This is a genomic window from Mesorhizobium sp. LEGMi-168a, from assembly GCF_058312955.1.
The window spans coordinates 1-1,257 of record NZ_JBZEGV010000116.1; the positions used below are offsets into that span (position 1 = coordinate 1).

Annotated in this window: 2 protein-coding genes; both read right to left on the bottom strand. The window is 60.4% G+C overall.

Features of this window, described 5'->3' with window-relative positions:
- A partial coding sequence (locus AC4FWB_RS34295) for an ABC transporter ATP-binding protein (RefSeq protein WP_491030629.1) occupies positions 1-841 on the bottom strand: 841 nt, incomplete at its 3' end.
- Positions 842-844: 3 nt separating this feature from the next.
- Positions 845-1,257 (bottom strand): carbohydrate ABC transporter permease (locus AC4FWB_RS34300; protein WP_491030630.1); only part of this gene is annotated, 413 nt, incomplete at its 5' end.

The window sequence follows — 1,257 nt, forward strand, 5'->3', positions numbered from 1 at the left end:
ACCGAATGCCCAGCACGGCCTCGCCGGAGGGCTGCCGCTCCTCGAATGCGTAGGCGTCGGTGTCGACGGAGACTTCGCCTGTCAAGAAGCGTCCCGATCCGTCGAGCCTGCCTTCGAGGAAGTTCATTGCCGGCGAGCCCACGAAACCTGCCACGAAAAGACTCGCTGGCTTCTCGTAGATCGATTGCGGATGGGCGAATTGCTCGACCTTGCCCTTGTGCATGACGGCGACGCGGTCGGCCATGGTCATCGCTTCGATCTGGTCATGGGTGACATAGATCATCGTCGACCCCAGGGTTTCATGCAATTGCTTGAGTTCGACGCGAGTCTCGGCGCGCAACTTGGCATCGAGGTTCGACAGTGGTTCGTCAAACAGGCAGATGCTCGAGGAGCGCACGAGAGCGCGGCCGATGGCCACGCGTTGGCGCTGACCGCCGGAAAGCTGGGCCGGTTTGCGGTCGAGCAGCGCTTCGATCTGCAGGAGCCTGGCGACCCAGGCAACCTTCTCGGCCACGGTCGCCTTCGGCATTCCGGCGATCTCCATGCCGAAAGAAAGATTGCGGCGCACGGTCATTGCTGGAAACAGCGCGTAGGACTGGAACACCATCGCCAACCCTCGTTCGCTTGGCTCCAGCCCGCTGACGTCCTTTCCTTCAATCACGATCTGGCCTTCGTCGCACTCGTCGAGGCCGGCGATCACGTTGAGGAGGGTAGACTTGCCGCAACCCGATGGGCCGAGGATGACGACGAATTCTCCCTTTTCGATCTCCATGTCGACGGAATGGAGGATGGTGAGGGCGCCAAAGGATTTCTTGATCTGGCGCAGAGAAATGCTGGACATGTTTCAACCCTTGACGGCGCCGGCGGCGATGCCGCGCACGAAGTACCGGCCGGACAGGAAGTAGACGACGAGCGTCGGGATTGCGGTTATCAGCGCCGCGGCCATGTTGACGGTGGGATTTGCGGCGCCGCGCGAAGTGCCGACGATGTTGGTTAGCTGCACCGTCATCGGCAAGGTGTCGTTGCCGGCAAAGATCAGGCCGAGCAGGTAGTCGTTCCAGATGCCGGTGAATTGCAGAATGGCAACCACAACCAGGATATTGGTCGAGATCGGCAGGATGATCGACCAGAACGTCCTGAGGAAGCTCGCTCCCTCCATGCGAGCCGCGCGGCTGATCTCGTCGGGTATGCCGACATAGAAATTGCGGAAGAGCAGCGTCGTATACGGCAAACCATAGATGATATGCACGAAGACAA